Origin of the sequence: Nioella sp. (genome assembly GCF_964229645.1) — a bacterium.
Classification (GTDB): domain Bacteria; phylum Pseudomonadota; class Alphaproteobacteria; order Rhodobacterales; family Rhodobacteraceae; genus Nioella.
This window is the reverse complement of sequence record NZ_CAXREX010000080.1, coordinates 22,208-30,927: the sequence shown is the minus strand read 5'-3', so window position 1 is coordinate 30,927 and position 8,720 is coordinate 22,208. Positions and strand designations below refer to the sequence as shown.

Sequence of the window (8,720 nt, the reverse complement as noted above, 5' to 3'; positions counted from 1 at the left end):
GGCGTCAGCACCACCTTGGCGCCCAGAAAGCGCATCAGGCGGCGGCGCTCGACCGAGAAGGTTTCCACCATGGTAATCACCAGCGGATAGCCCTTGGCCGCACAGACCATGGCCAGCCCGATGCCGGTATTGCCAGAGGTCGCCTCGACCACCGTCTGCCCCGGCTTCAGCGCGCCCGAGGCTTCCGCCGCTTCGATGATGCTGAGCGCCAGCCGGTCCTTGACCGATCCGCCCGGGTTGAAGGCCTCGGCCTTGACGTAAAGCTCCACCCCTTCGGGGGCGAGCCGGTTGATCCGGATGGAGGGCGTGTCGCCCACGGTATCGAGAATGCTGTCGTAAAGGCGTCCGCGCCCTTCGGTCTGCCGTGTCATGGCCGATCCTCCCTTTTCCTTGGCAGAGCCTAGGTGGGTTTGGACCGGGGAACAATTCACATGGTCAAGAAGTGACAAGAAAGGGGTTGACGAATAATAGTGTATATATTACACGTATATGTATTGAACGGCCCGACAGCCTCAACCGACATATGGATAGACCCTGCACCCTGACCTGATTTCCTCCTCTCCCGTTTTCCCTCCCTCCCTGTTGGACTGCCCGTGAAGCCCCTGGTTTCACGGGCGTTTTTTTGGAAAGCACCAAAAAAAGCCCGCGCCGATGCGGCACGGGCCCCTGGATAACGGCAGATTCGCGGGTCAGCTCTTGCCGCCGCAGCCCTGCACCATCTGGTCCATCGACAGCGACGGCTGATCACAGCCCGCCTCACCCACGATCTTGGCCGGGACCCCGGCCACGGTGGTCGCAGGCGGCACCTCGTGCAGCACGACCGAGCCCGCCGCAATGCGCGAGCAGCAGCCCACCTTGATATTGCCCAGCACCTTGGCGCCAGCCCCGATCAGAACGCCATCGCCGATCTTGGGGTGACGGTCTTCCTCTTCCTTGCCGGTGCCGCCCAGCGTCACCGAATGCAGCATCGAGACGTTGTCGCCCACGACGGCGGTTTCCCCGATCACGATGGAATGGGCGTGGTCGATCATGATGCCCTTGCCGATGCGGGCGGCCGGGTGGATATCCACACCGAACATCTCGCTGATGCGCATTTGCAGCATGTAGGCCAGGTCCTTGCGGCCCTGCTGCCACAGCCAGTGACCGACGCGATAGGCCTGAACGGCCTGGAAGCCCTTGAAGAACAGCAGCGGCTGGATGAAGCGGTGGCAGGCCGGGTCGCGGTCGAAGACGGCAACGATATCGGCCCGCGCGGCTGCGCCCAGCGTGGGATCTTCGCGATAGGCTTCATCGGCAATCTCGCGCACCAGCTGTTCGGACATCTCGCCCGAGGCCAGCTTCTGCGCGATGCGATAGGCCAGCGCCGCCTCCAGCGTGGCGTGGTGCAGGATACAGCCATGCACAAGCCCGCCCAAGAGCGGTTCGTCCCGCACCGCCTCTTCGGCTTCGCGGGTGATGCGGCTCCAGACCGGGTCGAGCTCGGCCAGATGTGTGCGGGTCTTTGCCATGGAAGGCCTCCTGCGGTCGCGTTCCCCTTTCTACCGCAGATAGGCCCTCCGGGCCAAGTTGAAACCCTTGATGCGCCGGTTCACGATTTCTTATGCCGGTCCGGGAATGCCCAGTTCCAGGTAATGGGCGGCCAGGCGCACCGCTCCAGCGGCGAAATCGCCGCCATTGCCGGTCAGGAGGATCTCGGTCGGGGTCCAGACCACGAACGGGTCGGCCGGACCGCCCAGCCAGCTGTCGAGCGCAAGCCCCAGCCCATTACCATAGCGTGCGTCCGATCCCGCATCGCCTGCCCGCCAATCGGTCAGGGCCCCAGTGATCGCGGTGGTGACGCGCCCGGTCACGCCCAGCACGATCGCGCGGGGTGGGAAGACCAGCCCCGTGGCAACCGTGGGCCCCGCCGAAATGGGGATATCGGCCTCGACCGTGCGCAGTTGCACGCCCGCGCCGCCCGGGCTGGCGCTCTGCCCGCCCGCGACCCAGCCCGTGCCGTCATGCAGATCGAGGCTGCCCGTGTCGGACACGAAAGCACGCCAGCCGCGGGCCGGGCTGGTGAAGACCCAGCCACCGTTCGCGAACTGGGCCACCTCGCCGTCATGGCCGGCCCAGTCGTTGATCGCGCCTGCCGGAACGCCGAAACACTCGCCCTCCAGCACGGTAGCTGGCGGCGTGGTCAGGCTGCGGGAGCGCAGCGTCAGCTGCACCATGCCATCGAGCCGCGTCAGCGCCTCGTTCACGGTCACATGTTTCTGGGCCTGGCTCGCGGCCAGCAGCGGAAGGGTCAGGTTGGTGGTGTCAGCCATTGATCTCGATCCTCGTGAAGGGTCCCGGTCCGAAGCTGGCAGAAACCTGCGCAACCTCGATCGTGTATGGCAGGCCCGTGCCATCGGCGGCCTGCTGTGCGGCGGAATAGGTGAAGCCCGGGGGCGTCAGTTCGGCCTCTCGCCTGACGCCGGATGAATCGCGGATGCGCAGCAAGTAGGCTTCGCTATCCTCGCCCAGCGGCACTTCCGTGCCCTGCCAGCTGTCTCCGTCGATCCGGGTTCGGCGTATCCAGCTGATCTGCCGGTCCCCCCCGACCAAAGGCGCGCGCAGATGGGCGGGCGCATAGGGGCGCAGACCTGCACCGTCGAAGGCCAGCACCTCGTGGGTATAGACGGGGTGGTCATAGCTCTTTCCCGCCGGACCGACGCGGTAATGGCGTTGCAACCCCCGCGCCGAGAGCGGCAACTCGATCTGCCCGGGCCGCCCGTCCAGCAGCACGAAGAGCGCACCGGGCGGCCAGTCATCGGGCATGATCCCGTCGGTGCCCGCCTGCCCGCGCAGGCGCAGCCCGATGTCCCAAAGGTCAGGCCCAACCAGCGTGGCCTCGGCAAACTGGATCACCTCCCAGGGGCCATCGCTACCCAGCCCGATCGCGGCGGCATTGGCCCCGTTCAGCACATCATCGGTCGAGACGGAACTGAGCGCCCCGGTGCTCATGCGCACCCGAAACGCAGGGCCCCGGTCCCATGTGCCGGGCGTCGCACGCAGCAGGGCCGTGTCCAGAACCCCGACCGCGGACACAGTGTCGACCAGTCGGTTGAGCGTATAGCCGCTGTCCGATGTGGCCCCATAGACCGCGACCGATCCGGGCCAGGGTTCGGCAGCCACCGCGATATGCGGGGCGTGAGGCAGTTCCGTCCCGCTCAGCAGGGGCAGGTCCATGAAGATGGGCGTCACCGGCAGCGGCGGCACGAAAGGTTGCAGGCTCACCGTCTCTTCGACCGTGTCGGAGGGCTCGTAGATCTCGGCCTCGCTACGCACCGCTTCCAGCATCCGCGCGCCCAGGTCCTCGATCTTGTCCACCCGCCAGGCCGATCCGTCCTTCAGCGCCAGAACCGTGCCCGCCCGCACGTCGCGGCGCGAGGGCGGCAGGGCGAAGGCGATCCGGTCACGCGCCACCCGCGCTTCGGCCAGCCAGCGCTCGGCGATACCGCGCCCCTCGGCCCCGGTCAGCACCATCGGCAGGTCGCTGTCGGTGATCGTGTCGGCCCCGTCATCGGGGAAGATCGCCTCGGCCACGCGCGCCTCGAAGGCACCAGCTGCCTCCACATGGGAAATCCGCACCCGGCCAACCTGCTCGGCCTCCGGCGCTCGCGTCCGGCGAGGGGCAGAGGCTCCGTCTTCGTCCACCGCCATCGCCTCGGCCGACACCTGCGCCTCGACCAGCCCGCTGCGCGAGCGGAAGACCAGCGCGCCGCCCTCCTCCACCGCTTCGAAGCCGTGGGCCAGCATCAGCGGTTGCAGCCGCGCCCGCGCGCTTTCCACATCCGACGACAGGATCCCGCGCACGATGCCGTAAAGGTCCGATACGTCGTAGCGATCCACGCCCGCCTCTTCGCAGATCTCGGCCACCACCTCCGCCAGCGGATTGGCCCCCATCCGGCCCGTGATCCAATGCCCGCGCGCATGGTTCTCGCCGTCCGACCAGGTGTCCCGCGCGTTCGGGAAGGCCGGCCAGGGCCGCGCGTCCCAGGCCCAGACATAGGCGTGATCCATGTCGATCATCGGCCCGCCATATGCGCCGGACAGCGGGTTTCGGTCGGGATCGAGCCAGTAGCTCGTCATCGCGCGCAGGTATTGCATCTGGATCAGGTCATCGCGCCGCCCGTCCGAGTAATGCGGCAGGCCCGATTCCGAGGATTTCGGATCGAGGAACCGGTTGGGCTGGTTCGTCCCCTTGTCCACCGCCGCACAGCCCAGTTCCGTGAAACGGATGGGTTTCTGCCCCGGTTGCCAGTCCGATGGTCTCATCAGCGGCACCCCGCCACGACGGTCGTGATGGGCCGAGGACCACCAGCCGCGCAGATCCTTGTAGCGATAGACGAAGGAGGTTTCGGACCCCGCCACCTCGAAGATGTCTTCGTGATAGGAAATCTCGCCCACGCTGGCCTCGGGCCAGTCATTGGACGGCTCCCCCACGACGACGCTGGACGACCCGCTCAGAAAGCCCCCCTGGTCGCCCCCGGCCCAGGCACCGCTGCGCATCGCCCCCCCTGCGCTCGTCTCGGCCTCGCCCCGCAACAGTCCGTCGACCCAAAGCCGGACGCGGCCCGGCGCCTTGGGCATCAATTGCCAGGTCAGCTCATGAATGCGCCCGTCGAAGGGCAGATCGGCCACCGGGATATCCAGCACGGCGGTATTGCCATCCGATCCGGTCTTGGCCCCGGAACCATCGCCTCCGCGCAGGCGCAGCACGGTGCCCCCGTCGCGCACGCCCATCCAGCTACCCGTCGCCGCCCCGCCATGTTCCCAGATCATGCCGTCGCTCGGCACGGCAGGCAGGCGCACACGGGCAGAGAACACCGCGTTACTGGTCTTGACCTGGCTGGATTGCGCGAACTGGCCCAGGTTGCCCGCAGGCGCGCTGTCCACCGCATCGCTCAGCCGCCACCCCGGCGCGCCATCGGTGATGGGTTCGCGTCGCTGGCTGTCCCGCGCTTCCTGGCTGGCATAGTACCAGTCGAAGCCTTCGCCGCCCTCGATATTGGCCTTGAGATAGTCGATATTGTGGATGCGATCCCAGCCGATATCGGCATGCGCACGCCCTGCGCGCCAGTCGCTGAGCGGCATGTAATTGTCGATCCCGACGAAATCGATATTGGCATCGGCCCAGAGCGGATCGAGATGGAAATAGACATCCCCCATGCCGTCCTGCGGGTGATAGCCGAAATATTCCGACCAATCTGCCGCGTAGGAAATCTTGGCATCTGGCAGCAGCGCGCGCACTTCGGCGGCCAGGGCGATCAGCTGTGCCACGGCGGGAAAGCCGCTCTCGTCGCGCAGTTGCGTCAGCGCGCGCAGCTCGGACCCGATGCAGAAGCTCTCCACCCCGCCCGCCGCAGCCGCCAGCGCGGCCAGGTGCAGGACGAAGCGGCGATAACTCCATTCCGTAGGTCCCGCGTAGCTGACCGCACCGGGGCTCACGCTGAAATCAGAGGCCGAGGCTGTTCCGAAGAACGCCGCCACCTCGGCCGCCGCCGCTGGCGTGCCATCGGGCGATCCGGCAAGGCCCGGGGCCTTCTGCCCGGTGATCCGCCCCCGCCAGGGCAGCGCGGGCTGGTCGCCCGCCTCGCTCCAGGGGTCGGGCAACCCGTTCCCGTCCAGGATCTCCATCAGCAGGAAGGGATAGATCATCACCTCCTGCCCTGCCGCGTTCAGGGCTTCGATCGCCTCGATCACGGACCGGTCGCAGGGCGTGCCGCCATAGATCGCCCGGCCCTCGACCTGTGCGATGACCTCGGCGGTCGCACGGGTCAGACCCGCGACCTGCCAGGGCATCCCGATCCCATCTGCGGCGGACTGCTCGACCTTGGGTTTCACGCTGCACTGGCCGGCCCGCAGGTCGTTGCCGAACCAGCTGACGATCAGGGACACGGCACCGCAATTGGGCAGCTCTCCGTCCAGCGCCTCCAGCGCCACCTCGAAATCGGTGCCGCCCGTGGCGGTGTTCACATTGGCGCTCTCGGCCTGGCCCAGACCATGGCCATAGCTGACCGGGGTGGTCGCCAGCGCGTATTCGCCCGTTCCCGGCATCAGCGCCACTGCGCGGATGGCCTCCGAGGGCTGGGGCGGGCTATCCAGCCCCATGGGCCGCGCCGGGCGGAACACCTCGAAGCTCAGCTGCGGGATCCGGTTGCCATAGGGTGACAGGTCCAGGTCCTCGATCACCACGTAAGCCACCCCCCGGTAGGCCGGCACCTGGCCCGCACCCTCGACCGCTTCCATCTTGGGGTCGGGCATCTGGTCCTGCGTGCCCCGGTAAACGCGCATCGTCAGATCGCTGCGTGCCAGCTCCGAGCCATCGGCCCAGACCCGGCCCACCCGGGCAATTTCGCCCTCGCACAGTGCCACCGCCAGGCTCACGCTGTAGCTGTAGCTCGCGGTCTGCGGGGTGGGCGGCGCCCCCTTGCCGCCGCCCGTCACCGTCACCTGTTCCTTGAAGCGGGTGGCCCAGATCACCTGTCCGCCCAGGCGCATCTGGCCAAAGAGCCGCGCAACACTCGCCCCTTCAGAGGCCCCAGTAATGCGAAACCGGTCGAGCCGCCCCTGCTCGACCACGTCAGAGCCCGCCCCCAGCAGCCGCTGGTCGATGACCCGGCCCAGGGTTGCCCCGACAGCACGCCCGATAACGGCGCCACTCAACCCCAGCACAGTGCCGGAGCTTAGCCCGCCGATCGCCGCGCCCGCGGCTGACAGAAGGATCGTTGCCATGTCGTTCAGGTCCTTTCGGGAAATGCAAAACGCGCCACGATGCGCCGCTCCCATGGCGGCGTCAGGGCGCTCTCGACCACGCCGTGGCCGCTATAGGCATGGATGAAACTGGCTTCCTGGCCGGTCCCGGCCTGAAGCCCTAGATGCTTGGCCACCGCCCCCTCGCGCATGCGAAAAAGCAGGATGTCGCCCGCCGCCTCCCGGTCGAGCGGTTTTGCCACGAGATGCTTCAGCGCCGCCGCCCATAGCCGTTCTTCACCTTCGGGTTCCGACCAGTCGCGGCTATAGGCGGGCACCGCCTCGGGCTCGGGGCCCAGCATCTCGCGCCAGATCCCGCGCAAGAGCCCAAGGCAATCGCACCCCGCCCCACGCATCGAGCACTGGTGCAGGTAGGGTGTGCCGATCCAGCCGCGCGCGATCTCGACTGCCCGGCTCATCGCAGGCTCCCGCCATCCATCGCGGCACTGCCGCGGCCGAGATAGGCCATCACCCAGTCATCGCCCGGAATATCGGGGAAGCCCCGGAAATTCAGCAGGTTGGAGAACTTGAGCCGACAGGTTTCCATGCGCTTGTCGCAGCCTGCTTCCAACCGCACCACGTCACCGGGCACCAATTCCGCCCGCAGCGCCTGCCACAGCTCCACCCTGCGCACGCCCGCTGCGAAACGGTCATTCTTAATAACGGCAACCAGCCCCTTTGCCGCCCCGCTCAGCACCCGAAGCCGCCCACGCTCGAACCAGCGCGGCTCGAAACTGTCCAGCCCGTCGAATTCCAGCAGCCGCGCCTCGCCAACCCGATCCACCGCGCCTTCATGGGCATAGCCGGGCGTCGACAGGTCGAAGCCGCAGGCGCCATCTCCCAGAACAGCCGAACAGCCGCGCTGGTAGACCCGGCCCGTCTTGCGGTTCATTTCCTCTGCCAGCCCGCGCAGCTCGGCCTTGAAGCCGCCCGCCTGCCGCTCGAGTTCTCCGATCGTGCCCCGAAAGGTCAGAACCCGGTTTTCCGGCGCGCTCCATTGCACCAGCCAGGCCTCCACCTCGGCCCCGTCGAAGCGCCCCGCCTCGATATCGGCCTCGGTGATCGACGCATCCGACAGCGCGCCCAGGGCCTCGCCATTATCGACCGACAACCCCGTCGACTGGCTCAGCGCCGAGGCCGTCAGCCCGGTATCGGCGCGGAAAAGGGTGCCGTCGAAAGCCAGCGCGCAATCGTGATCGGTAAAGCCCAGCACCACCCCGTCGCGCCGGGTGAGCCGCCAGCAGCGCGCAACATCCGTTGCGCCTGTGCCCAGGTGCGCCTGGAAGCCCGCCGCGCTCATACCCGGATCTCCACGATGGGCACGTCCGGCACCTCGCCCGCCTGGAAACTGGCCACCGAGGTCTGAATACGGTCGATATCGAAACGCACGGGCACGTCGAACTCGAAGCCCGCGCTCACCTCCACCCCCTCGTCGGGCGCATCGGTGAAGGTGACGACACCCGTGGTCTCGTCCACCTCCCAATGCACGCCCCGCACCAGTTCAGCCGCGTCGACTCCCGCACGCACGCTGTCGGCTACGGGCTTGGTGATGGGCCGGTCATAGCCCTCGTCGCCGGACCGATAGGTCTTGATCAGCTGAAAGGCGCGGGTTTCGCCGTCGCCCGTGCCGATCACGCAGTCGCGAAAGCCCGGGGATTTGGAGGGCGCACAGCTCTTGTAATCCGACCAGTCCTTCCAGCGGAACCCGTGCAGCTGCCCGCGCCGGGCCTCGAAGAAAGCGATCAGCGTCTCGATATCGTCAAGCGAGCGCATGCCCAGCCCCGCGTCATAGCGGCGGCGCGAATGGGCCCAGGGGGTGTTGCGCTCTTCGAACCCGTTGGCCAGCTGCACCAGTTCCGTGCGCCGCTCGGGCCCCCCGACCGAGCCGAAGCTCAGACTCGCGGGAAAGCGAATTTCGTGGAATGTCATGGGGTTGCCTC

The 8,720-nt window shown here is 67.5% G+C and carries 7 protein-coding genes; all 7 read right to left on the bottom strand.

Annotated elements, in window-relative coordinates; translation table 11 throughout:
• Positions 1 to 371: PLP-dependent cysteine synthase family protein (locus ACEQXV_RS05515; protein ID WP_370268226.1), on the bottom strand; the 371-nt coding region annotated here is incomplete at its 3' end.
• Between the two features lie 318 nt (positions 372 to 689).
• Positions 690 to 1,508 (bottom strand): serine O-acetyltransferase, encoded by an 819-nt coding sequence (gene cysE / locus ACEQXV_RS05510; protein ID WP_370268225.1) that lies wholly within the window; start codon positions 1,506 to 1,508, stop codon positions 690 to 692.
• A 90-nt stretch (positions 1,509 to 1,598) separates the two neighbouring features.
• Positions 1,599 to 2,309 carry a DUF2793 domain-containing protein gene (locus ACEQXV_RS05505; RefSeq protein WP_370268224.1) on the bottom strand — a complete coding sequence of 237 codons (711 nt, stop codon included), beginning with the start codon at positions 2,307 to 2,309 and terminating at the stop codon, positions 1,599 to 1,601.
• Positions 2,302 to 6,762, bottom strand: a complete 4,461-nt coding sequence (locus tag ACEQXV_RS05500) for a glycoside hydrolase/phage tail family protein (RefSeq protein ID WP_370268222.1) — start codon at positions 6,760 to 6,762, stop codon at positions 2,302 to 2,304. Before ACEQXV_RS05500 ends, ACEQXV_RS05505 begins: the two co-directional genes overlap by 8 nt.
• A 5-nt stretch (positions 6,763 to 6,767) precedes the next feature.
• On the bottom strand, positions 6,768 to 7,199 hold the full coding sequence (locus ACEQXV_RS05495) for an NlpC/P60 family protein (protein ID WP_370254270.1): 432 nt from the start codon (positions 7,197 to 7,199) through the stop codon (positions 6,768 to 6,770).
• Positions 7,196 to 8,080 carry a DUF2163 domain-containing protein gene (locus ACEQXV_RS05490; protein ID WP_370254268.1) on the bottom strand — a complete coding sequence of 295 codons (885 nt, stop codon included), beginning with the start codon at positions 8,078 to 8,080 and terminating at the stop codon, positions 7,196 to 7,198. The genes ACEQXV_RS05495 and ACEQXV_RS05490 overlap by 4 nt, the downstream gene beginning before the upstream one ends.
• Positions 8,077 to 8,709, bottom strand: a complete 633-nt coding sequence (locus ACEQXV_RS05485; protein ID WP_370254267.1) for a TIGR02217 family protein — start codon at positions 8,707 to 8,709, stop codon at positions 8,077 to 8,079. The genes ACEQXV_RS05490 and ACEQXV_RS05485 overlap by 4 nt, the downstream gene beginning before the upstream one ends.
• Positions 8,710 to 8,720 lie beyond the last annotated feature (11 nt).